General features: G+C 57.3%; 21 protein-coding genes. 5 read left to right on the forward strand and 16 right to left on the reverse strand.

The window, feature by feature from the left end; genetic code table 11:
- Window positions 1-55 precede the first annotated feature (55 nt).
- The 3 genes from guaD to ACR3E7_RS20355 all read left to right on the forward strand — a co-directional run bounded on the left by guaD (window position 56) and on the right by ACR3E7_RS20355 (window position 2,728).
- A complete protein-coding gene (gene guaD / locus ACR3E7_RS20345; protein ID WP_480503846.1) occupies window positions 56-1,393 on the forward strand; it encodes a guanine deaminase in 1,338 nt (445 codons plus the stop codon).
- Window positions 1,394-1,565: 172 nt separating this feature from the next.
- Complete coding sequence (locus tag ACR3E7_RS20350; RefSeq protein WP_170772028.1) at window positions 1,566-2,315, forward strand: SDR family oxidoreductase; 750 nt, start codon at window positions 1,566-1,568, stop codon at window positions 2,313-2,315.
- 17 nt (window positions 2,316-2,332) lie between these two features.
- Complete coding sequence (locus tag ACR3E7_RS20355) at window positions 2,333-2,728, forward strand: ectoine synthase (RefSeq protein WP_480503847.1); 396 nt, start codon at window positions 2,333-2,335, stop codon at window positions 2,726-2,728.
- 55 nt (window positions 2,729-2,783) lie between these two features.
- On the opposite strand, the gene ACR3E7_RS20360 is transcribed toward ACR3E7_RS20355, so the two are convergent.
- From ACR3E7_RS20360 to ACR3E7_RS20425, 14 genes are all read right to left on the reverse strand, one after another.
- Window positions 2,784-3,479 carry an RraA family protein gene (locus ACR3E7_RS20360; protein ID WP_480503848.1) on the reverse strand — a complete coding sequence of 232 codons (696 nt, stop codon included), beginning with the start codon at window positions 3,477-3,479 and terminating at the stop codon, window positions 2,784-2,786.
- Window positions 3,476-4,171, reverse strand: a complete 696-nt coding sequence (locus ACR3E7_RS20365; RefSeq protein WP_480503849.1) for an alpha/beta fold hydrolase — start codon at window positions 4,169-4,171, stop codon at window positions 3,476-3,478. Before ACR3E7_RS20365 ends, ACR3E7_RS20360 begins: the two co-directional genes overlap by 4 nt.
- Window positions 4,168-5,292 carry a cobalamin-independent methionine synthase II family protein gene (locus ACR3E7_RS20370; protein WP_170772020.1) on the reverse strand — a complete coding sequence of 375 codons (1,125 nt, stop codon included), beginning with the start codon at window positions 5,290-5,292 and terminating at the stop codon, window positions 4,168-4,170. The genes ACR3E7_RS20365 and ACR3E7_RS20370 overlap by 4 nt, the downstream gene beginning before the upstream one ends.
- A gap of 58 nt (window positions 5,293-5,350) precedes the next feature.
- Window positions 5,351-6,310 carry a cupin domain-containing protein gene (locus ACR3E7_RS20375; protein WP_480503850.1) on the reverse strand — a complete coding sequence of 320 codons (960 nt, stop codon included), beginning with the start codon at window positions 6,308-6,310 and terminating at the stop codon, window positions 5,351-5,353.
- Window positions 6,311-6,458: 148 nt separating this feature from the next.
- A complete protein-coding gene (locus ACR3E7_RS20380) occupies window positions 6,459-7,448 on the reverse strand; it encodes a nuclear transport factor 2 family protein (protein ID WP_480503851.1) in 990 nt (329 codons plus the stop codon).
- On the reverse strand, window positions 7,445-8,488 hold the full coding sequence (locus ACR3E7_RS20385) for a LacI family DNA-binding transcriptional regulator (protein WP_480503852.1): 1,044 nt from the start codon (window positions 8,486-8,488) through the stop codon (window positions 7,445-7,447). The genes ACR3E7_RS20380 and ACR3E7_RS20385 overlap by 4 nt, the downstream gene beginning before the upstream one ends.
- Window positions 8,488-9,252 carry an SDR family NAD(P)-dependent oxidoreductase gene (locus ACR3E7_RS20390; RefSeq protein WP_480503853.1) on the reverse strand — a complete coding sequence of 255 codons (765 nt, stop codon included), beginning with the start codon at window positions 9,250-9,252 and terminating at the stop codon, window positions 8,488-8,490. Before ACR3E7_RS20390 ends, ACR3E7_RS20385 begins: the two co-directional genes overlap by 1 nt.
- On the reverse strand, window positions 9,252-10,304 hold the full coding sequence (locus tag ACR3E7_RS20395) for an ester cyclase (protein ID WP_480503854.1): 1,053 nt from the start codon (window positions 10,302-10,304) through the stop codon (window positions 9,252-9,254). The genes ACR3E7_RS20390 and ACR3E7_RS20395 overlap by 1 nt, the downstream gene beginning before the upstream one ends.
- Window positions 10,301-11,632, reverse strand: coding sequence for a histidinol dehydrogenase (hisD, locus tag ACR3E7_RS20400; RefSeq protein ID WP_480503855.1), 1,332 nt, complete (start codon window positions 11,630-11,632; stop codon window positions 10,301-10,303). Before hisD ends, ACR3E7_RS20395 begins: the two co-directional genes overlap by 4 nt.
- An 11-nt stretch (window positions 11,633-11,643) precedes the next feature.
- On the reverse strand, window positions 11,644-12,174 hold the full coding sequence (locus ACR3E7_RS20405; protein ID WP_170755243.1) for an ester cyclase: 531 nt from the start codon (window positions 12,172-12,174) through the stop codon (window positions 11,644-11,646).
- A gap of 4 nt (window positions 12,175-12,178) precedes the next feature.
- Window positions 12,179-13,333: a carbohydrate ABC transporter permease gene (locus tag ACR3E7_RS20410; RefSeq protein WP_480503857.1), complete on the reverse strand. Its 1,155-nt coding sequence runs from the start codon at window positions 13,331-13,333 to the stop codon at window positions 12,179-12,181.
- A 1-nt stretch (window position 13,334) separates the two neighbouring features.
- Window positions 13,335-14,357: a carbohydrate ABC transporter permease gene (locus ACR3E7_RS20415; protein WP_170772004.1), complete on the reverse strand. Its 1,023-nt coding sequence runs from the start codon at window positions 14,355-14,357 to the stop codon at window positions 13,335-13,337.
- 67 nt (window positions 14,358-14,424) lie between these two features.
- On the reverse strand, window positions 14,425-15,636 hold the full coding sequence (locus tag ACR3E7_RS20420) for an ABC transporter substrate-binding protein (RefSeq protein WP_480503858.1): 1,212 nt from the start codon (window positions 15,634-15,636) through the stop codon (window positions 14,425-14,427).
- A gap of 75 nt (window positions 15,637-15,711) precedes the next feature.
- Window positions 15,712-16,758, reverse strand: coding sequence for an ABC transporter ATP-binding protein (locus tag ACR3E7_RS20425; RefSeq protein ID WP_480503859.1), 1,047 nt, complete (start codon window positions 16,756-16,758; stop codon window positions 15,712-15,714).
- 150 nt (window positions 16,759-16,908) lie between these two features.
- Between ACR3E7_RS20425 and ACR3E7_RS20430 the strand changes: the two genes are divergently transcribed.
- Window positions 16,909-17,928 (forward strand): nuclear transport factor 2 family protein, encoded by a 1,020-nt coding sequence (locus ACR3E7_RS20430; RefSeq protein ID WP_480504073.1) that lies wholly within the window; start codon window positions 16,909-16,911, stop codon window positions 17,926-17,928.
- Window positions 17,929-18,350: 422 nt separating this feature from the next.
- Window positions 18,351-19,400: a metallophosphoesterase family protein gene (locus ACR3E7_RS20435; protein ID WP_480503860.1), complete on the forward strand. Its 1,050-nt coding sequence runs from the start codon at window positions 18,351-18,353 to the stop codon at window positions 19,398-19,400.
- Between the two features lie 40 nt (window positions 19,401-19,440).
- Here the strand turns inward: ACR3E7_RS20435 and ACR3E7_RS20440 are convergent, their stop codons facing one another.
- Complete coding sequence (locus tag ACR3E7_RS20440; RefSeq protein ID WP_170789261.1) at window positions 19,441-20,367, reverse strand: hypothetical protein; 927 nt, start codon at window positions 20,365-20,367, stop codon at window positions 19,441-19,443.
- A gap of 3 nt (window positions 20,368-20,370) precedes the next feature.
- A complete protein-coding gene (locus ACR3E7_RS20445; protein WP_170789262.1) occupies window positions 20,371-21,678 on the reverse strand; it encodes a TRAP transporter large permease in 1,308 nt (435 codons plus the stop codon).
- Window positions 21,679-21,682: the final 4 nt, after the last annotated feature.

A 21,682-nucleotide genomic window follows, 5' to 3' on the forward strand; every position in this document is an offset into this window, starting at 1 on the left:
TTGGGGCAGCCGCGCGGGCTGCCCCATCTCACCCCTCCTATAAACGAGAATTTTCATGACTCAGAGATTGCTGCGTGGTCGTCTGCTGACCTTCCATCGTGAGCCTCAGAACGGCAAAGACTTGAGCGCCTACACCTATCTTGAAGATGGCGCCCTGTTGATCGAAAACGGGATTATTCAGCAAACGGGCCCCTATGCCGAGCTGAGTGCAAAAGCCGTAAACGTGCCAGTGACGGATCACCGCCCGCATCTGATGATGGCCGGTTTCATCGACACACATATTCACTTCCCCCAGGTTCAAGTGATCGCCTCTTGGGGGGCCCAGCTCTTGGATTGGCTCAACAACTACACGTTCCCGGAAGAAATCCGGTTTGCGTCCGACGAACACAGCACGCTTATGGCGCGAGCGCTTTTCGATCAGCTTGTCGACCACGGCACAACGACTGCGGTCGCCTATTGCTCGGTCCACAAAACGTCGGCGGATGCATTTTTTACCGAAGCGACCAGGCGGAACATGCGCATGATAGGCGGCAAGGTTCTGATGGACCGGAATGCGCCCGACGGTTTACGGGACACGTCACAATCCGGCTATGATGACACAAAAGCCCTGATCGCCGATTGGCACGGCAAAGGTCGCAACGGCTATGTTATCACACCCAGGTTCGCAATCACGTCAACGCCGGATCAAATGAGGATGGCCCAGGCATTGGCGCGGGAACATCCCGATTGCCACATCCAGACTCATTTGTCGGAAAATAAGGATGAGATCGACTATACAAAGCAGCTCTATCCGCAAGCGCGCGATTACCTGGATGTTTACCAGTCCTTTGGACTGTTGGGGCAAAAAACACTTCTCGGGCATTCCATCCACCTCGAGGCACGTGAGATCGCAGCAATTGCAGAAACCGGCGCGCACCCTGTTTTTTGCCCGACCTCAAACCTGTTTCTAGGTAGCGGCCTGTTTGACCATAAAGGTCTGAGCATGCGCGGCATTTCAAACGGGATTGCGACGGATGTTGGTGCAGGCACCAGCTATTCGATACTGCAAACCCTCAATGAAGGATATAAGATCCTTCAGTTGCAAGGTATGGCGCTGCATCCGTTACAGGCGTTCCATTGGGCAACCCGTGGAAATGCCCGCGTTCTGGGCCTTGAAGACAAAATCGGCAGTCTCGATCCCGGAACCGAGGCGGATATCGTCGTCCTGAATGCGCGCAGCACACCGGCTATGGCCCTGCGTATGGATCGCGTTGACAGCCTTGCTGAAGAACTGTTCGTCTTGCAAATGATGGGCGACGATCGCGCGATTGAGGAAGTCTATATTTCAGGGTCACCCAGCAAGACCGTCCCGAAACAAGAAGCCGCTTCCACTCGCGCCCAAGTCACCACCTAGCAGCGCCCGAAACGAAAATCCAAGCTGTCCGCTGACCACTGTGACGGTCACATGGTTTTGGCGGACAGCGGCACTGCATCGAGAATTCCGTAGGGGTCCCAGTTTCTGCCGAGTTAGACTGGCCACGACTCAGAATACCCTCAAACACCTGTGCTTTCGGAAAGGATGAACCATGCCCGAAGTCAAAGTTGCGCTGATGACCGGTACAGGCCAAGGCATCGGTCGAGGTTGCGCCATTGAAATGGCCAAGGCTGGCTACAAGGTCTCGTTGATGTCCCCGTCCAATCGATCGATCGAACTCGCACAAGAGCTTGGGGGAATAGGCCGTCGGGGCTCTGTGTTGGATGTCGATGATCTGCAAGCGATGGTCGACGACACCATGCACGAATATGGACGTATCGACGCAATTGTTAGCAATATGGGCCACGGGGGGTCAGTGCCCCAAGCCATCAAAACGGTTGGGTTCGATCCCGACTTTGACGGGCCACTTCTAGAACTCAGCGACGCGCTGTGGCACGAAAGTTTGGACATGTATGTGCTGAACGTCGTCAAGATTGCCCGTATTGTCACGCCCATCCTGATTGAACAAGGTGGCGGCGCCTTCGTGAACATTTCATCCATGAACACGATAGAACCCCGCGCGCCCTACCCGATGAGCATGCTGCGCGGTGCCTTGCACAGTTTCTCAAAACTGTATGGCGACCGATATGCCCGTCACAATATTCGCATGAACAATCTGCTGCCAGGCTTCTGTGAGAACGTAAACCTGTCGGACCGCGCGCGTCGGGAAATCCCAGCTCAGCGGCCCGCAACCTTCGAGGAAATTGGACAGGCTTGTGTATTTCTTGCCAGCGAAGGGGCCCGGTATATTAATGGTCAGAGTATCCTGTCTGATGGCGGGATGAACCGCGCGGTACGCTAGGTGCAAGGCTGGAAAAGATGATCGTCAAGACACTCGAAGACATTTTGGGGACAGAACGGGATGTCTCTGGTCCGGGATGGAACAGCCGAAGATTGCTGCTGGCCTCTGACCGCATGGGATTTTCGCTGACCGACACAATCATCAAAAAGGGCGCGGCGCTTGAGTTGGAATACACCCACCATCTAGAGGCGTGTTATTGCATCGAAGGTCAGGGGCAGATCAGGGCTGCTGATAGCGAAACCTGGCAATCCCTTGAACCCTTCACCCTGTATGCACTGGACCGGCACGATCGGCATGTGGTGCAGGCCACTGACGCCGACCTTAGACTTGTCTGCGTTTTCACACCACCGCTCAGTGGGCAAGAAGTGCACCGGGACGATGGCAGTTATGCCCCGACCGAAAATCTTGAATAAGGCAGGTACTAAGCAGAGGACCTGCCAGCCGGAACCGCCCAGTGCTTTCTGTCAATCAGACCCTCGCTTTTTCGAATGCACTCCAGGCAGTTTCGAAGGCTTCAAAATCAAATCCCGGCTGTCGGGCGGCGTCCAGGATGATACGCTCGGTCGACAAAAGATTTTGAATGGCGGCTTCCAGTTGATCAATAATGTCTTCCGGCACAACCAACGCCCCATGTCGATCGGCGTGGACCAAATCGCCGGGGCACACCTCAAGTCCAAAGATTGAAACCTGCGTGTCAATCTCGCGGACATGGACAAAGCCGTGACTTGGTCCGACGGAGCCTGCGATGACCGGAAATCCCTTAGGCATGTCCCCAAGATCACGCATGACGCCATTGGTCAGGACGCCCGACATGCCGAACCCTTTATGAACCGTTGTATTGATCTCACCCCAATATGCACCGACGCATTCGGGATAGTCCGTATCCTCGACCACCGCGATGAATGGGCCGGGCGGTTCGGCCATATATTTGTAGTAGGCCATGCGACGTGTTCGAATGACCTCTGGCGGCTCATTCGGGGGGTGAACTGCAGCTATCTTGGCCGTACGCGCGTAGCCAACGATCGCGGGTTCTTCAGGAGCGGAGCAGAGCATTGTACCGCGTGTAAACCTGTTGAATCCGCGCTGGCCCTGCGCCACTTCGATGGCGTTGCAGACAGTCGGCGTATCGACCTTACGAAGCAAAGACAAAAGAGACGGTGTCATGTGTTCTCCAACCAGCTCGAAAGGGCTTCTGTTGTTTCGTTTGGCTGTTCCAATGTAGGCAAATGACCTGCACCATCGACGATTTTCAATGTGCTGTTTGGCAAGAGATCATCCATCAATTGATGGCGCTCGATCGGGCATAGCCCGTCTTCTCGCCCACACAGAACCAATGTCTGTCCGCGATAGCTGGATAAAACCGCGCGCTGATCCGGTCGATTCATTAGTGCTAGCGACTGACGCAGAAAGACGTCCGCTCCCAGATCGACGGCCATTTCCATGCAAAGATCCAGTATGCGGCCCTGACGAGAACTCTCGGCAAGATAGTTGGGTTTCATTTCCTCGCGCATCACTTGCTGCAGGCGACCTGCACGCACCGCTTCCATTTGCGGCCCGCGACGCGCTTTCACTTCAGGCAACTCGGCCAACGGATTTGTATCGAGCAACGCCAAACGTGCGACACGGTCGGGGGCTTGACGCAGCACCTCCATAGCCACAATCCCGCCCATCGACAGGCCCGCCAGTGCAAAGTGCGGTGGGGCATTTCCCAAGATGTCAGCTGCCATTGCCTCGACGCTATCGTGTTGGCTTAGCGGAAAGGTCATGACCGGCAAAACACTGGACAATGTTTCGATTTGAGGGCCAAAAAGCCGCGCGTCACACATCATGCCGGGCAAGAAGATCAATGGGGTCATAAGGAAACCAGCTTTGCGCCCTCTGACAGTGCGGACAGTTTGGCATAAGCAATCTGCGGATCGACCGCGCCGAAGCCTGCAAATGTTCCGAAGCCACAATCGCTGCCAGCAATCACCCGGTCGGCCCCTACAATCTGGGTAAAACGTTCGATCCGCTGGGCCACGAGTTCGGGATGTTCAACGAAGTTGGTGGTCGTGTCGACCACGCCCGGGATCAGAACTTTATCATCGGGAATCTCGGCCTTGCGGTCACGAAATACTGTCCATTCATGTGCGTGGCGCGGGTTCGAAGTTTCGAACAATACATAGCGTGATTTGGTCGCCATCAGCGCGCCAAACACTTTGTCCATTGCGATGTCGCAGCAATGCGGACCCTCGTAGTTGCCCCAGCAAATATGAACCCTCACGCGCTCTTGCGGAACGTTTTGAAGCGCATGGTTCAGAGCCTCGACATGCATATCCGCAATCTTGACGAACTCGTCGTCTGAAAGGTCGGTGAACAGCATGTGGCGGGACAAAGCCAAATCCGGACAATCCAATTGCAGATCCAAACCTGCGGCGACAATGGTTTCGTACTCCTCTTTCATAACGTCGGCCAACGCCGTCAGATACGCTTCGCGCGACGGATAGAAATCATTTTGCAAAAACAACGAGATTACACCCGGTGAGGCCGCGTTCATAAAGCCATGTTCGACCCCGTGCTGCGCCATAGCCGCTTTGAGGTTGGCAAGGTCTTTTTCCAGCTCTCCCTGCCCTTTGGACCGAACCTCGCCAGTGCACATTGGCCGTGCGTATTGCGGCGTGCCCCCACCCTCAGCCAGCCGTTGAAGAAAGCTGGGAAACATCTTCAAATCTGCGGGCGCGTTGCGGGGGCTGTCACCTGAAAATCCAAAATACCGATCCTTGACATAGGTCGCGTATGAAATTTTCGACGTTTCACCGTCACTGACTATGTCCACGCCGGCTTCGACCTGTTTACGAACCGTTTCGGAGACTGCATTTGCCATGCAAGCGTCAAAAGCATCCCCGACATAAGGCGTGTCGTTTTCGCGGGCGAAAATGAAATCCACAACGTCCTGCGTTCGAGGCAGAGACCCAACATGGGTGGTTTTGATCGTCATCAGAGCCTCCTGATATTTTTGCGCGCATTTTTGGCCTGCGCGTCTATGGTGTCCACGCTCATCCTATCCAAGTGGGGCCCGCCGGATCATCCGTTGCTGTGATCTGATAGAGACCCGCCTGCCCTGTCATCGAAGGGTGCACACAATAGGATTCACCAGGCAGGACCAAAGCCGTGTCACCGGTGGACAATGTGGTTTCATGATCGTTGATCGAAATGCGCCAGTGGCCGCTTGCAGGCATAAGAACGACGGCATATGCTGCAACAGTTGGTTCGGTAACAGAAGACCCTCGTCCAAGGAAATCGACCTCAAACCCAGGTTTGTCCTTGATTATTCCATTCTCACCGATCACCCGAACGGGCTTTTTGGCCGACAAAGCCATTAGGTCCCAATAGCGCGCAACATATTTGCCTACGACATCCTCAACCGGAACTTCGGGGTAGTCCTTCAATTGCTCTTCAGTCAACAGAGGCATCGGATGCACATTGTGTGGCAGTTCCTGCCCCTTTTTGGAATCGTACAAAACCCCATTGTCACCCAGCATCAAACCATGTGCCTGCGCATCTTCAATAACCTGAGGGGCCCAGGTCACTCCGCCGCCTGCATCGTCGCCGCCCAGGATCGACATGATCATCCCATAGTCCTGACCGACATTTTCGAAACCTCGGAAAATACCCGTGGGAATATTGAAAATATCGCCTTCTTCGGCAATGAATTCACCCGCTGTGCCATAGCGGCCCCAGAAGAACCGCCAGCGCCCTTTGGCGACGAAAAAGACCTCGGCTGTGGTATGGCTGTGCAGTGAATTCCGGCATTTCGGAGGCTGCCCTGCAGCACCAATGTTAAAGCCAATCTTATCGGTGATATGGACATGCTGATCGGGGCTTTCGGACACGCCACCGCCGATGATGGTAAAGTTCTCTTTCTGATCGCTGCCCGGAGTATGGGCGTCGATGAAGGCGGTTTTGCAGGGCTGCAGTTCGCCGTAGCGGACGATGCGTTGTTGGATTGTGCTCATGATGGTCTCCTTGAAAATGGGGGTGATGGGATCAATCCCGTCCCCCGGGAGGTCGGCTGTTCAAACGCCGCGCGCGCAGCGAGGCGCGATGCGTGTGAAAGCGCCGCGCCGCCTGACTGGCATTCAGGGAGAGGCACATCGCAGCCACTCAGTCCTCCTGTCCCTGTAGCAGGATCTGTTTCCAGACCGAGGTCTCGTCGAACAAGGTGTATTCCCGGCGCAGCTGCGGCTGGTCGGCGATCAACTCGCCGAACTCACCGTGGCTGATGCCCAGAACATAGACCTGCGCACCTGTTGGCGCGCCAAAGACACCCCAGCCATCATGCTTGCCCCACAGGCTCCAGCGGATCGCGGCGCGAGGGGGCATATTCGGGTCATCGCGGCCAATCTGGTGTTCGATCTTGAACTCTGCGTTGGGGAAACTGGCGCGCAAACCCATCCAGAACCGATCCACTGAGTCCCAGCCGTGACCGGTAACCCCGCCTACATACTCGGACTGAACAGCGCGGTCGTATTCGGTTTCGATTGCGCCCAAATCGGCATTCATGATCCGGGTCAGGATATCGGCGTAACGCTGCCCCCATTCATTGTCGTTGCCGGTTCCCTTGTAGGGACCGGGCTGGTCGATCTCGGGTGTCAGCGGTTTGACGCAGTTCTCAGGTCCACCTTCGCGCGCGATCAAATCGGCGGCGTATTCCTTGGGGTCCCAACCCATCTGACGCACGATCGCCCCCTGATCGCGGATCAGCCACTCGTCATTGATCTGATTGTCGATGGCGTGGCAGTCGGCGAGAATCCGATAGCGCAGTTTGATTCCGGTCGCTTTACCGTAAACACCTTCGGCCAAATGTGTCGCGGTCGAGATGATCCGGTGCGAACTTAGCATCCCCTCTTCCGGAGTACCGGACCAGATAACATCCTCTCCAAGCAATTGACGGTCGGGAAATTCGGCCAGAGTCGCCATGGTCGCGCCGATGACGTTCTGGTTGCCCAGCACCACCGACCCGGGCGAGCGCACGACGATATCCTTGCTATAATAGTCATGCAGCGTGACGATGCCGCGATCTTCCCAGATCTCTTTGGTGATCCCGATGATGTAGTCCGGAAAATCCCGAAATTTCGGATCAAAGCCCTTCATGTCTCAGTCCTTTGTGGTTTCCACCCTTTCGGCAAACGCGCCGAGGTCCGCACGATCAGGGGCCCGTCAATGGCCACTTTGCGCGGTTCGGCCGTGGCCGGGGCGTCGATATGGTCAAGCAAAGCGGTGACGGTTTCAGCCACCATCAGATTGGCGCGCTGGCGGATTGTCGTCAGGTTATAGGCGGGCCACCCGGCGGGCGGCACGTCGTCATAACCGATGACCGAGACATCCTCGGGCACGCGCAGGCCAAGTTCAAAGCGGATCACGTCCATCACCGCCAAAGCCATGTGATCATTGGCCACAAAGACCGCGTCAGGTCGTTTATCAGGGGCAACATCAAACATCCGACGGGCGGCGGCGCGGGCGTTTTCGGTGTGGAAATCTCCGACATCATGGGCGAACACATCCTGCCCACCTTCAGCCAGGGCCGCACGGAACCCAGCCTCGCGGTCACGCTGCGTCGAGGCGCCCTGCCAACCCGCGATATAGGCGATACGCTTATGTCCTCCGGCCAGTAGAAACTGAGCCACTTTGCGCCCGCCCGCATAGTTGTCCGAGGCCACCGTGGTGATCCCATCAATATCCTGCGAACGGTTGAACAGCACCACCGGAACACCGGCCTGCTGACAGCGCGTGGCGATATCCGACGACATCGGAACCGAGGCCAGAATGACCCCGTCCACCTGATAGTCCAGAATCTCGTCCATCACGTCGTCAATATTCCCGGCCGAGCGTGAGGCCATGAAAATCAGCACGTGATAGCCCTGTTCCTGCAACGCATTGGAGAGCTTTTCCAACGCCTCAGGATAGAAGTAGTTCTCAAGATACCCCACCACCAAACCGATGATGCGGCTTTTGCCCGACACCATGGCGCGAGCCAGAACATTGGGCCTGTACCCCAGTTCAGCGGCGGCTTTGCGCACTTTGTCTTCGGTCTTTTTGCTGACGGATGCACCGGGCGTAAACACCCGGCTGACCGCCGATTGGCTGACACCGGCCAGTTGCGCAACCTGCAGGGATGTGACCTTTTCAGCCATCAGTCCGCCGTCCACCCGCCGTCAATCAGCATCGAGGTGCCGGTCACCAGCGCCGAGGCGTCTGAGGCCAGATAGGTGACCGCCCCCATGATGTCTTCGACTTCGCCCACGCGATCGAGCTTGATCTTCTCCATGATCCAAGCGGCACGTTCGGGGTTATCAAACGTGGATTGTGTCAGTGGCGTGCGAATGAAAGTCGGGCAGACGGTGTTGATGCGGATGCGCTGTTTGCCCCATTCGATAGCCATCGCTTTGACCATGCCCTCAAGCCCGTGTTTGGTGGCGCAATAAAGCGCCCGGTCCACGCCGCCCACATGGCCCATCTGGCTTGAGATATGAATGATCGACCCCGGCCTGTCCGCCGCCAGCAGCGCCTTGGCCGCATAGGACGACAGGAAATAGGCCGAACGCAGATTGACGCTGGTAACTGCGTCGAAATCTTCAGGCGTGGTCTCGACAGCCGGGCTGTGGCGGGCGGTTCCGGCGGAGTTGACGACCACGTCAAAAGTACGGCCTTCGAACAGCTGTTTCAGCGCCTGCAAGTCACCCTGATCCACCACGGTGGCCTCGGCCGACCAGCCCTGCGCCTGCAGTGCGGCGACTGTCTCAGCCAGGCGATCCGCCCCGCGCGCAGCACAGACCACATGCGCCCCGGCCTCGGCAAGCGCCACGGCGCAGCCCTGACCGATGCCCGAGGAGGCACCGGTAACCAGCGCGATTTTACCGTTTAGCGAAAACGAGGGGGTGCGGGGCAGGTCAGTCATCAGCTCATTCCATCCGGTATTTCAATTCGGTCCATATTCCGAGCCTTGTTGAATTCCCGCAGACGGGCGAACACGTCAACTCCCAGTTGGCGATAAGCGTCCAGAAGATCGACCAGAACCCAGTTTTCGCGGATCAGGCCATTCTCGAGCCGCCAGAAATCCAGGCTGCGCATGGTGATCCGCTGGCCCGACGGCGCAATCCCCATCCAACCGTCATGGGTCACCGTCTGGATCATGTTCGGCCAGCCGGTGACGGCGGCATAGTCGCCATCGCCAAAGAAGTGATAGGTGATGTCATCCACATACTGCCCGCGATCCGGCATTCCGTTCAGAAACGGAATCTGGTGCCAGTTGCGAAACCCAGCATAGCCGCGCCCGGTTCCGATCCCGGCGGGGCCGTACCAGTTCATGCGGGGATGCCAGAACTTTTCCATTTCCATCACCTCTGGCCCACCTTCTGATGGGTGTTTCTTGAGGTGATCCAGCATGTCGATGATGTGCTGGCATGTCTGCTGGCCTTTATCGGCATCATATGGCCCCGGCACCAGACCATCCTGTGTCGCGGGGCCCGGAACATGCCATTCATGCCCAAGACTGGGGGCCATGGGCCAGGCGTTGGCCTGCATCATCACTTCGGGGATGTCCCACAGCGCCTGCATCTCGACGATCTTGCCGTCGCGGAAGCGATAGAATTCATGGAACCGCATTGTCACCTGATGGCCGGTCGGCGGGATATCCAGCCAAGGCCCGGTGAAGGTGCCGGTATAATAGCCGCCGCAACCGACCCAATCCGCGCCGTGTTCATCCGGCCCGGCCATGACGATGTAGTCGCGCCGCTCCAAATCAAGCCATGCGTCCAGCAGACCCTTAAAGGCGGTGTCATAGAAGGCATCGCTGCCGGTGCTGTCGCCAAACGGATGGCACAACCGAAACAGGGCGTCCGGGGCGCTGACCCTGGCCAGCGCCTGCCGCACACCCGTTTCGGTAAAGTCATACATAGCCGCCCTGACCGGCGCGATCAGGGCTTTATGCTGCGCATGAATATCACTCATTCGGCGGCGTCCCGATAGGGGGCCGCCTCGCCATAGGGCACGTTGATCCCGCCATAGCGGCGGACGCGGACGTTGCATTGCTCGGCATGACCCACAAAGCCTTCCAGCATACACAGGCGCGAGCCATATTCGCCGATCAGCGTCGCCGCCTCATCAGTCAGAACCTTCTGATAACTGTGTGTTTTCAGGTATTTTCCCACCCAAAGCCCGCCGGTATAGCGCCCGGCCTTTTTGGTGGGTAGCGTGTGGTTGGTGCCAATCACCTTGTCACCGTTCGACACATTGGTGCGCGGCCCAAGGAACAGCGCGCCGTAGCAGGTCATGTTCTCAAGGAACCAGTCATCGCGGTCGGTCATCACCTGAACATGCTCAGAGGCGATATCATCGGCGACCTGCAGCATCTCGTCATAGGAGGCACAGACGATCACCTCGCCATATTCTTCCCAGGACACCTTGGCGGTGTCGGCGGTGGGCAAGATGCCCAGCAGGCGATCGACCTCAGCCAGAGTATCTTCGGCCAGCTTGCGCGAATTGGTCAGCAAAACGCAGGGGCTGTTATAGCCATGCTCGGCCTGACCCAGCAGGTCGGTGGCGCAAAGCTCCGCATCCGCTGCAGTCTCATCGGCGATCACCATGGTCTCGGTCGGGCCGGCGAACAGGTCAATCCCCACGCGGCCAAAGAGCTGGCGCTTGGCTTCGGCCACAAAGGCATTGCCGGGGCCGACTAGCATGTGCACGGGATCAATGGTTTCGGTTCCCAGCGCCATGGCGCCAATGGCCTGAATGCCCCCCATGACGTAAATCTCATGCGCGCCGCCCAGATGCATGGCTGCGATCACTGCCGGGTTCGGTTTACCCTGAAACGGAGGTGTGCAGGCGATGATCCTTGGCACACCCGCCACGCTGGCCGTCGCCACCGACATATGGGCCGAGGCCACCATCGGGAACTTGCCGCCGGGCACATAGCAGCCCACGGACTGCACCGGGATGTTCTTGTGGCCCAGAATGACGCCGGGCAGGGTTTCAACCTCGATATCTAGCATCGAGTCGCGCTGCGCCTGCGCAAAGTTGCGCACCTGTTCCTGCGCGAATTTGATATCGTTCAGCTCGCGCTCGGTCAGTTGGCCGATCAGCTCGTCGATCTGATCTGGCGACAGGCGAAACGAGGCGGGGGAATAGTTGTCGAACTTCTCGCTCAACTCGCGCACGGCGGCATCACCCCGGGTTTCGATGTCCTTCAGCGTGGCCTCGACCACGGCGCGGGTCTTGGCGTCATCCTCGGCCCGGTCAGCGTCGGACTTACCGCGTTTGAGATACTCGATAGCCATAATTCTGATCCTTACTTGTCGGGGCGAGGGGCGGTTTTCTCACCTCGGTCATAGGCTTCCCAGCCCTCGCCGTTGAACAGATCCACACCCAGCTGCGCGGCCACATGGGCGAAATCCACGTTCACCCAGTTGTCGACGATCTTGCCATCGACCACTTTCCAGAAATCCATGTAACGGATTTCAACCCGTTTGCCGGTGGGGGCGATTCCGAGGAATTCGCCGGAATGGGTGGCCTCTTGCCGGCCAAAGGCGGCGGCCCATTCGCCCATGTAAAGACGCGCTTCGTCAATGCAGGTCTTGTCGGAAAACGCCGCCTGGAAGGGGCGCTGCCAGTTGTCCTGAAACTCTTTCAGGCCAGTTTTGGTGCCACAGCCCTGATTACCCAACCAGCGGAATCCTTGCGAGAAGAACTCGCCGATATCATCAATGCGGTGGTCATTCAGACCATCGACCATCGTCTCGATCACACGTCGCGTTTCATCCGTTTTGGACATGTCCGTATCACGGGTCAGAACGGCTTGTTCCGGGCGGGAACCCTTCATTTCTTTATCCTTTTACTGCGCCAGCGGTCAGGCCACTGACGATTTGGCGTTGGAAGATCATCACAAGGAAGAACAGCGGGGCGATGATCGACACAGCAGCTGCCACGGCAACCACCTGATCGGTCGTCGTTGTCTCGCGGTTGAACATGCCCGCAATGGCAGGGACCATCGTCTGGTTCTGCGCATCAAGCAGCAGCGAGGTCACCAGAAAGTCGTTATAGGCCAGCAGGAAGCTGAACAGCCCGGTAGTAATCACCCCCGGCCACATCACCGGCATGATCACCCGGCGGAAGGCCTGAAAGTGGTTGCAGCCATCGACCCGCGCGGCCTCGTCCAATTCGGCAGGGATGTTTTGAAAGAACGAGCGCAGCATCCAGATCGTGAACGGCTGGTTGATCGCCACCAGCACCGCGATCACGGCGAAAGGTTTGCCATAAAGCGTCGGTGCATTCTCACCCAGAATAGGCGCCAGCCATTCGGCTGAATTGATGAAGACCGGCAGATAGCCTGCCACCAGAACCGAATGTGGCAGCGCGCGAAAGATCAGCGCGATCAGCAAAATCCAGAAAGCCAGCGTCGAGCCCGATCGCGCCAGCCCATAGCCCGCCAGCGTGCCTACGGTAAGCGACACGGTCACCACTCCGGCGGTAACGATCAGCGAGTTCTTGAAGTTGTTGGAAAAGCCCCGGTCGACCCAAACGGTTTTATAGTGCTCGGTCGTCATGCCCAGCACGTCACGACCCAAGGGGCCAAACAGCGGGTTCAGCACATTCAGAACCGCCGGAAGAACCACAAAGAATACCAGCAGGAAGGCGATCAGGGCGACAAGCACTCCGACCACCCAACCGAACCATTCCTGGCCCGGTGACGTGTATTCCTTGATCTTCGCGGGCAGCACTTTGGTCACGACAATGGCCGCGCCCCAGATCACTGCGATGCCAAGGATGATATCCAGAACCGACAACCCGTTGCCTGTGGCCAGCGTCGCGGGGCCAAAGATCACGTTCAAGGCGTTGCTGTCATAGGCGTCGACGGGGGATTTGACGCTCATGATCGCGATCCAGACGATCGGGAAGGCGGCGACAAGGCACCAGAACGCGAGGAATATGTTCGAGGTCAGCCGCAGGCTGAGCGGTTGGCGAAGCGCGCGCGAGGACATATCAGTGGCCTCCTTTATGGTCGCGCCAAGTACGGCGCAGCGGCAGGATCAGAAGAAGGACGATCCCGATCATGGTCAGCATCGCGCTGGCCGAGGCCCGGCTGATCGACCGGTTGCCCGCTTGATCCGGCACGAGGAAGTCGAAGGTCAGCCATTGCAGTGAGATGACGTAAGCCTGGCTGGAGAAACCGACGATCTCTTCGAACACCCGGTAGGCGTCCATCAGGTGGATCATCGACACGAAGATGATCAGCGGCATCAGGTGCGGAATGACGATGTACTTCATGCGCTGCCAGCGGGTCGCTCCGTCGATCACGGCGCTTTCCAGACTGTCCTGATTGACGGTCTGCAACCCGGCATAGAACACCACGGCCGCAAACGGGGCCACGTGCCAGACGCGGTAGAACATCATCAGGATTTCTATCGTCCACGCCTGCGCAAACAGAGCTATGTCGCGGTTCAACCACCATTCCAGCAACGCCGTCAGAATGCCGTCCCCACGGAACAGCCAGTTGATCGACAGTGCGCCGATCACCGGCGTGATGATGAAGGGCAGCAGCGAGATGAAGATGACCGGCCCGCGGATCGACCCCGCGGCGTTGTTGATCAAAACCGCGATGCCCAGCCCGAACCCGATGACCAGAGGCAGCGTGATCAGCGTGAAGGTCAGAGTGAACCGCAGCGCCTTCCAGAAGTTGATGGTGGACAGGACCGACCAGTTGCCCTCGGTGATCGCGCGCCACGCGCGTTCAGGCTCCAGCACATTGCGATAGCTTTGAAGGCCGACATATTCGGTCCGGGTGATCACCTCACCATGTTCATCCAGCTTGGGCTGCGATTTCAGCTCGGTCACGCAGGTCTGGGTCAGGAAGCCGGGTGTGCAGGTTTCGACCTCGACCGTCTCATAGACGGGTTGGGTGATATAAAAGCTCTGCTTGAACACGCTAACCAGCGGGAACGCGATAAAGAGAAGCATCATAAAGACAGAGGGGCCAACAAAGGCGGCAAATGTCCGGAAATTCATGGCTCTGCCTTTCTCATGGTTCTCGGGTGGGAAAAGAGGGAGGGCACGGGGCCCTCCCCAGAGAGGATCAGTTGCTGATCAGACCGGCCTCTTTCGCGGCGGTGATGTAATCCGCCTCGATATCGGCCAGCGCGGTTTGCGCATCTTTAGCACCGGTCAGGTAATCGGCCAGACCATTGCCCAGCGACGTGTGCATAATGCCCATGGGACCAGACGCAGGATATGGTTTAGCACCACCTTCTGCCGAGGCCGCAGCGCCCGCAGCCAGCTCACCCGGTGTGTACGCCGTGCTCAGCCAGACAGCGGTGTCGTTGTTTGCGCCAACCATCTCGGCATCGATACCTTCCATCACCAGACGGAAGGCCGCGTCTGCTTCTTCTTCGCTCATGTTCGAGGCCAGGACGATGCCGTCCCACCAAACGGTCGTGGCTGGAACCGAGGACCCCATCGGCGCAGAGGCCATGGTGACCTTGCCGACAACTTGGCTTTCAGCCTCATCATTCATGGCAGCGGCCCGGCTGGCCCACAGGTTGGCCATGGCAATCTTGCCCTGTTGGAATTGCTGCTGGACATAGGTTGAGTCCGAGACGAGGTATTCCGGGTCCATATAGTCCGTCATCGCTTTCAGCATTTCCAGCGCAGCTACGCCTTGCGCATTGTTGATTGCGGGCATGTTGCCATCACCAAAGAATGCGCCACCTTCGCCCAGATACATGTTGACGAATTCCTGACCAAGGTTCCAACCGGTCTTAAAAGTGCCCCCGATCGGATAATCCATTACACCGGCTTCTTTGATCTTGGCCGCTGCATCTATAATCTCGCCATATGTCTTTGGTTCTTCGATGCCCAGATCAGCCAAAACATCATTGCGATACATCAGGTGCTGCGCATTGACCATGAAAGCGATTGCCATTGTCTTGCCATCGACTTTGATCAGCTGGTTCGGCAGCAGGTTCTGGCCGTATTTTTCGACCAGATCATCCAGAGGCCGGATTGTGCCTGCGTTCAGCAAGGGCACGAGGGTCGCGTTGGATACGCCGCCGATTTGATAGAGCGACGGGTTGGCAGCGAAAGCTTCGGGCTGCTTCTCGCGGAATTCCTGATCCAGCGAAGCGCTGAAGTTGCCGCATTCGGCCATCGCGTCCGTCACCGCTTTCCACGCTTCGAAACCCGCTGATAGCGACTTCAGCGGCACTTCGTTTTCATAAGAACAGGCCGCTGATGCACCGCTTGCTGCGATGGCCATGGCCCCTGCCAAAAGGATCGTCTTGAGTTTCATGCGTTTCTCCCTGTCAGGATGGGTCCGTCGTCGACGTCCGGACCGCTGCTATGCCCGTATGGGCTGTTATGGGGGTTACTCCCCGATCCGCGCACCGCTTCCAGCTTCGAAGAGGTGACAGATTTCTGTTGGCACTGAGAATGAGACATTGTCCCCTATCTCGGCACGGAAAGATTTGTCGGCCTTGACCGACACCAAAGCTCCACCGACCCGGACCGAGATCATGGTCGCGTCGCCCAGCAGCTCCAGCGTGTAGATCGGAGCGGTGATCTGGCCTGCGCCTTCAGCAAGGCTGGCATCCTCGGCCCGGAACCCCAGAGTCATAGGGCCATCAGGCGCGCTGACCGGAATTTCAACATGTTCAGCTCGGAATACGCCGCCTGTGACCTCTCCTTCCATCAGGTTCATGGCCGGCGAGCCGATGAAGCTGGCCACGAAAGTATTCGCGGGACGGTCATAGATTTCGGTCGGACTGCCGACCTGTTGCACCACGCCCTGTTTCATCACCACAACACGGTCGGCCAGAGTCATCGCCTCGATCTGGTCGTGGGTCACATAGATCGTCGTCACCGCCAACTCATGACTGAGGTTCTTGATCTGCGCCCGGGTCGAGACCCGCAGCTTGGCATCGAGGTTCGACAGAGGCTCGTCCATCAGGAAGACATTCGGTTCCCGCACGATGGCGCGGGCCAGCGCCACACGCTGCCGCTGACCGCCCGACAGTTCGGCCGGTTTGCGATGCAGAAAATCGTCAAGCTCGACCATAGCGCTGGCGCGGCGCACCTTGTCGTCATGGGTCGCTGGATCGATGCCACGCACTTTCAGCGGAAAGCGGATGTTTTCATAGACGTTCATGTTCGGGTACAAGGCATAGCTTTGGAACACCATCGCCACGTCACGGTCCTTGGGTTCCAGATCATTAACGACCTTGCCGTCAATCAGAATCTCGCCCTCGGTCACGTCCTCAAGCCCGGCGATCATCCGCATCGTGGTGGTCTTACCACAGCCCGACGGGCCCAGCAGCACCAGAAACTCGCGATCTGCAATGGTCAGGTCGAAATTGTGAACCCCAATGAACGAGCCCCATCGCTTACCCACGTTGCGTAACTGAATTTCCGCCATGGTGCCCCCACAAAGATTCGCTTGCATACGTTTGCAAAACTGTAATTCGCATATATCAAATCAGGCAAGACATTTTTGCATACGTATGCAAGAATATTGGAAAAAACGCCCGATCAAAAGATTCGCGCGCCTCGCAACACTTTGACAGTAATGGGAAAAATCGTGAGCTTTCAGACCCAGAAAAAACTTGTCTATGCGTTTCAAACGGCCATGGATACCGCAACAGAGCATGACATCCCAAAGGTGATGAGCCAATTCAGTACGACGGATTTGAAGTGGCGTGGTTTTCATCCCTTCAACGAAATCACCGGTGCTGACCAGGTTGCCCGGCAGTTCTGGCAACCTTTGAGGGCGAGCCTCGCCCACATGCAGAACCGTGTCGATATCCTGTTCGCGGGGCACAACTCACTACATGACCCAGACGACGTATGGGTCGTTTCCATGGGGCATTTGATGGGGTTGTTCGACAAACCGTGGCTGGGTATCCGCGCGACCGGCAAGATGGCGTTCCTGCGGTATTGCGCATTCTACAAAGTCTCAGGCGACAGGATTGTCGAAACAGCGATGTATTTCGACATTCCGCATTTGATGGTGCAGGCCGGGCAAAATCCGTTTCCGCCGCAAACAGCAGCGCATTTGGTCCAACCCGGGCCGTTGACCCATGACGGCCTGCTGTGGAACGAGCAACCCATTGAAGAAGGCAATAAGACACTGGCGCTCATCAATGCTATGATCTCGGATCTCGGGCAGTGGAACAGCGGAATGACATTGCAAGAGGAATTGGCCCGAACCTGGCACCAGGACATGATCTGGTGGGGGCCCGAGGGTATTGGCGCGACCTACACAATAGACCGTTATGCCAAACAACATTCCGGGCCCTTTCGTGCAGGTTTCACAGAACGCTCAAAGACAGAACATGTCTGTCGGCTGGCCGAAGGAAACTACGGCGGCTTCTTTGGCTGGCCAAACTTCACTGCAATACCGTCAGGAGGGTTCATGGGCATGCCATCCACTGGCAAGCCGGGCGAGTTTAGGGTGATCGACATTTATCGGCGCGCCGATGATAAACTGGCCGAAAACTGGGTGTTCATTGATTTGCTGCATTTTTGGAAACAGCAAGGGGTGGACGTTCTTTCTCGGACAACGGGGATCAAACAAACCGGAGGATGAATGTGGACTTGCGCCATCTCAACCCCATAGAAACGGTGTAGAAAACAAGTATTTCCGGAAGTCGCGCACAAAGCGTGTATGGGTTTACCAACAAAACATCGGTCTGCTATGCCCGCTGGATGCATTCGATATTGCTTTGAAGCTGAGGGCGAGGTCGCCAGCCAAGTGAGTGATCCGCACTAGACTTTTCAATCCCCTATCGTACTGTTGCCGCATTGTTTGGTCGGGGTATCCGTGTGTCGGTCAGGGTCGTATCACTCGTCTTACTGGCGTGGAGTTGGCTGTTGTGCGCGATCTCAGCTGCTTCTGGGGAAACTCTGTCTCATTGGGTGCAACTTGGACCGGATCGCGAAATAGTTGTCCGTGTTATCTCGGCGTCGCCAAAATGTCCTTTGCTACAAGTCGAAGGCCGTTCTGTCGCCATGCAGAAAAGGGCAACACCATCGGCCCAGTTCCCGGGCCACGTTTGCGAGCATCGGGCTCAGGAAACCCTTGGTCGGATATCTGTGGACACAAAGGTGCTTCCAACGCTCAGCCCGACCGTAGAACGTATCGCTGTCATTGGTGATACCGGCTGCCGCATTCGCGGAAACAGGGCCCAGGCCTGCAATGATCCGAGTGCCTGGCCCCTGACGAAAATTGCAGAGGAAGTCGCGTCCAGATCGCCGGATTTGATCATTCACGTCGGCGATTATCTGTACCGGTCTTCGGAATGCCCGGACGCGGAAAAATGCGGCGGCTCACCCTTCGGAGACACGTTTCAGGCCTGGTCTGCCGACTGGCTAACCCCGGCGGAACAGCTGTTCCAGGCCGCGCCGTTTCTTTTCCTCAGGGGAAATCACGAAAATTGCGGACGTGGAGACAAAGGGTGGTTTCGGTATTTCGCAGACGGCCCGGTGCCGTCAGATTGCCCAGCAGTTTCCCAGCCATGGATCACATCTTTCGATGGGTTGGATCTGATCGTATTTGATTCCTCCGCCGGTCCCGCGCCCCATAGCAGCCCCGACTTGCTACCGGAATATTCGCAAATGGCGCGCGATCTCATCGCAAGAACCAATGGCGAAGGCTGGCTTCTGACACATCGCCCGCTTTGGGCGAACATGCGCGCATTTGGGGAGCTGATTAACGGGGATGACACCCAGCGCGCAGCCTTTGGCGGTGCCATGCCCCAGGCCGTCACCCTCATCCTGTCGGGTCATATTCATGCGTTTCAAGCCATCGACCTGTCGGACGGTCCGGTTCAAAGCATCGTCGGCAACAGTGGCACGCAGCTTGATCCAATGCCCACAGGCGTTGCAAGGGATATCGAAATCGCCGGACACTTGGCAGACCTTGTGGTCAACAATGGCGAATTCGGTTTCTTGATGTTGACCAAGGGCACTGACAATACATGGCTGATGGAGGCCATTGGGGACACCGGGCAGGTTCAAATTCGGTGCCAGTTGGCCGAAAGCAGGCTCACCTGCATTTAACAGGCAGTCACTCTATGGCCTTGTTGGAAACCCACAGGAGTTACTGAATCAGCCCACGAAAACGTGCCAGCAGGATAGGCGTCAGATACATCGGGATTTGGTAACACCCCACAAAAATCAACAATGGGGCCGCTGCCTCTTCCGGCAAAACGATCAGGAACAGGGCAATATTGCGATTGCCCGCGTAGATCGCCGTTGGAATGGACATGTCCAACCGTGCCCAGTTTGAAACCAACAATGCCCCGCTGACGAGGACGAAATTGATGGCAAGCGCTGCCATGAGCCAAAGAAGCAGAGCCAGAGGTTCGGTTTGCAAAAGCGGGCCTATCGCGCTCATCAACCCGACCACGACGACGCCCAGCAACAGGGCGGAACACCCGTCCAAGGCACCCTGTTCCCTTGGCTGCCCCATAACGGGCAACAGATGACGAATGGCAAATCCGATCCCGACCGAAACAAGGATCGCTGCAAGAAGGCCAAGGGACAAGCTGATTCCACTCAAAACCCCTCCACCAGCAGGGTCGAGGATAAGGAACACCGGAAGGGCCGTGATCGGAAACAACGCCGTTCCGATGACCAAAATCCGCATTCCCGGTGCCGGGTCCTGACCCATCATGATCGCGAAATTCGGAGCACCCGTCAGTGAAGGCGCAGCCAGCATCAAGGAAACCGCCATGGCCAAGGGGAAGTGCAATAGGTCCAGCGCCGCCAAGGTTACAATCACGATCAGCGGCAACACCGCTTGCAGAGCCACGATGCGCAGCACTGTCGCAGTCAAATCACTTTGGACACCCAACGCCTGTTTGGCGCCTACACGAATGCCGGTGACCAGCAGCAGCAAAACCACTAGAACCCCGATCCACGGACGCAGAAACTCGGCAAGGCCTGGGGCCAGCAATCCTGCAATTAGCCCGGCAATCAGGCAGTAGCGGCCTTGCTGCCCCAGCCAACCAAGCGCTGAAACCACCTGTCAGGGCGCCTGTCGCATGGTTTCAGGCAACCACATGGCAACATCCGGGAACCAGATCAGAACAAAGCACATCAGCACCATGATCATGAACATCGGAAACGCGGCACGGGTGATATAGCCCATCTCATGCTCTGTCATACCCTGCAAAACAAACAGGTTGAAGCCGATCGGCGGCGTGATCTGCGCCATCTCGACCACGACGACGACGAAGATACCAAACCAGATCAGGTCGATCCCCGCCTCGCGCACCATTGGCTCGACCACGGCCATCGTCAGAACAACCGAAGATATTCCGTCCAGAAACATGCCCAGCACGATGTAGAACACCATCAGGATCATCAGCAACTCGAAGCGCGATAGCTCCATCGCGGCGATGCCGTCCGCCAAGGCGCGCGGCAGGCCGGTAAAACCCATTGCCAGCTTCAAAAACGCAGCGCCCGCAAGGATCAGCGCAATCATGGCCGAGGTCCGCGTCGCCCCCATCAAACTTTCCGTAAAGGTGTTCCAATTCAGCGACTTCTGACTGGCCGCAAGAACCAAGGACCCTATGACCCCGATGGCTGCAGCTTCGGTCGCGGTGGCGTAGCCCGCATACATCGACCCGATCACCACAAAGATCAGACACATGACCGGGATCAGAAAACGAGAGTTCTTCAGCTTTTCACCAAAGCTCATGAACGTTTCCTGTTTCGGGTTCCAGGCACCCGAGAACCACGAATACAGCGCCACATATCCCATGAACATCAGCGCCAGACACAGACCCGGAAACACCCCGGCAAAGAACAGTTGCGTGATGCTCTCATTCACGGTGACGCCATAGACGATCAAAGCCAGCGAAGGAGGGATCATCAGACCCAGCGTCGCAGCACCCGCCAATGTCCCAATTACGATCCGCTCGGGGTAGTTGCGCGCCCGCAGTTCCGGGATGGACATCTTACCAACCGTGGTCAGCGTCGCGGCAGAGGACCCTGACACAGCCGCAAAGACCGTACACCCCACAATATTGGTATGCACCAATCCTCCGGGCAGCCGCGCCATCCAGGGCGACAAACCGCGGAACATGTCTTCGGACAGTCGCGTTCGGAACAGGATCTCTCCCATCCAGATAAACAGCGGCAGCGCTGTCAGGGTCCAACTTGAGGATGATGCCCAGATTGTGGTGATCATCGTGTCGCCTACCGGGCGGGTCGTGAACAGCTCCATCCCGACCCAGGCCACACCCATCAGCGCCAGGCCAACCCAGACGCCTGTGCCCAGAAGAAGAAACAGGACGAACAGGAATAGAGAGATTGCATAGATTTCTTCCATCGCC

It is taken from the genome of Ruegeria sp. BK1 (assembly GCF_056535645.1).

Bases quoted from the DNA above. Each gene is read 5' to 3' on its own strand.
- guaD (WP_480503846.1), top strand. From the start codon at position 56: ATGACTCAGAGATTGCTGCGTGGTCGTCTGCTGACCTTCCATCGTGAG.
- ACR3E7_RS20415 (WP_170772004.1), bottom strand. From the start codon at position 14,357: ATGAATTTCCGGACATTTGCCGCCTTTGTTGGCCCCTCTGTCTTTATG.
- ACR3E7_RS20425 (WP_480503859.1), bottom strand. From the start codon at position 16,758: ATGGCGGAAATTCAGTTACGCAACGTGGGTAAGCGATGGGGCTCGTTC.
- ACR3E7_RS20445 (WP_170789262.1), bottom strand. From the start codon at position 21,678: ATGGAAGAAATCTATGCAATCTCTCTATTCCTGTTCGTCCTGTTTCTT.
- ACR3E7_RS20365 (WP_480503849.1), bottom strand. From the start codon at position 4,171: ATGACCCCATTGATCTTCTTGCCCGGCATGATGTGTGACGCGCGGCTT.
- ACR3E7_RS20430 (WP_480504073.1), top strand. From the start codon at position 16,909: ATGGGAAAAATCGTGAGCTTTCAGACCCAGAAAAAACTTGTCTATGCG.
- ACR3E7_RS20375 (WP_480503850.1), bottom strand. From the start codon at position 6,310: ATGAGCACAATCCAACAACGCATCGTCCGCTACGGCGAACTGCAGCCC.
- ACR3E7_RS20370 (WP_170772020.1), bottom strand. From the start codon at position 5,292: ATGACGATCAAAACCACCCATGTTGGGTCTCTGCCTCGAACGCAGGAC.
- ACR3E7_RS20435 (WP_480503860.1), top strand. From the start codon at position 18,351: ATGCAGAAAAGGGCAACACCATCGGCCCAGTTCCCGGGCCACGTTTGC.
- ACR3E7_RS20385 (WP_480503852.1), bottom strand. From the start codon at position 8,488: ATGGCTGAAAAGGTCACATCCCTGCAGGTTGCGCAACTGGCCGGTGTC.
- ACR3E7_RS20405 (WP_170755243.1), bottom strand. From the start codon at position 12,174: ATGAAGGGTTCCCGCCCGGAACAAGCCGTTCTGACCCGTGATACGGAC.
- ACR3E7_RS20390 (WP_480503853.1), bottom strand. From the start codon at position 9,252: ATGACTGACCTGCCCCGCACCCCCTCGTTTTCGCTAAACGGTAAAATC.
- ACR3E7_RS20360 (WP_480503848.1), bottom strand. From the start codon at position 3,479: ATGACACCGTCTCTTTTGTCTTTGCTTCGTAAGGTCGATACGCCGACT.
- ACR3E7_RS20355 (WP_480503847.1), top strand. From the start codon at position 2,333: ATGATCGTCAAGACACTCGAAGACATTTTGGGGACAGAACGGGATGTC.
- ACR3E7_RS20420 (WP_480503858.1), bottom strand. From the start codon at position 15,636: ATGAAACTCAAGACGATCCTTTTGGCAGGGGCCATGGCCATCGCAGCA.
- hisD (WP_480503855.1), bottom strand. From the start codon at position 11,632: ATGGCTATCGAGTATCTCAAACGCGGTAAGTCCGACGCTGACCGGGCC.
- ACR3E7_RS20410 (WP_480503857.1), bottom strand. From the start codon at position 13,333: ATGTCCTCGCGCGCGCTTCGCCAACCGCTCAGCCTGCGGCTGACCTCG.
- ACR3E7_RS20380 (WP_480503851.1), bottom strand. From the start codon at position 7,448: ATGAAGGGCTTTGATCCGAAATTTCGGGATTTTCCGGACTACATCATC.
- ACR3E7_RS20350 (WP_170772028.1), top strand. From the start codon at position 1,566: ATGCCCGAAGTCAAAGTTGCGCTGATGACCGGTACAGGCCAAGGCATC.
- ACR3E7_RS20395 (WP_480503854.1), bottom strand. From the start codon at position 10,304: ATGAGTGATATTCATGCGCAGCATAAAGCCCTGATCGCGCCGGTCAGG.